General features: G+C 72.3%; 1 protein-coding gene. It reads left to right on the forward strand.

Annotated elements, in window-relative coordinates; translation table 11 throughout:
- Positions 1–25: 25 nt before the first annotated feature.
- Positions 26–642, forward strand: a 617-nt coding sequence (locus KUM32_RS42065; RefSeq protein WP_217146870.1) for a DUF1772 domain-containing protein, incomplete at its 3' end; no start/stop codon positions are given.

Below are 642 nucleotides of genomic sequence, written 5' to 3' on the forward strand. Positions count from 1 at the left end.
CGCCTGGGACGGGGAGTGACCCGCGATGCAGCTCAAGACCCTGCACACCGTCGCGCTGCTCGCGGCGACCCTCACCACCGGCCTGATGGCCGGGCTGTTCGCCGCCTTCGGTTACGCGGTCATGCCCGGCCTCGCCGGATCGAGCGACCGCACCTTCGTGGAGGCGATGCAGAAGATCAACGCGTCCATCCTCAACGGCTGGTTCATGTTCTGCTTCCTGGGCGGCATCGCGTTCACGGCCCTCGCCCTGGCGCTGAGCCTGCGCTCGGGCGCCGACCGCGCGGCGCTGCCGTGGATCATCGCCGGGCTCGTGCTCTACCTGGCCATGCTCGTGATCACCAGCGGCGTGAACGTGCCCCTCAACGACCAGTTGGCCAAGGCGGGCGATCCGGCCCGGATCGCCGACCTGGCCGCCGCCCGCCGGGACTTCGAGGCCCGCTGGGTCACCTGGAACACCGTGCGCGCCGTCGCCAACATCGCCGCGTTCGCCGTCCTGGCCTGGGCCCTCATCCTGCACGGCCGCGCCACGGCGTCGCCTGCGGCGTCGGCTGAGCCCGGGGCTGGGGCCTCGGTTACGACTTCGGCGTCAGCTCCGGCTGCGGCTTCGGTTTCCGCCACCGCCGGGGCCGCGGCGAACACGTC

It is taken from the genome of Streptomyces sp. AC627_RSS907 (genome assembly GCF_019049165.1).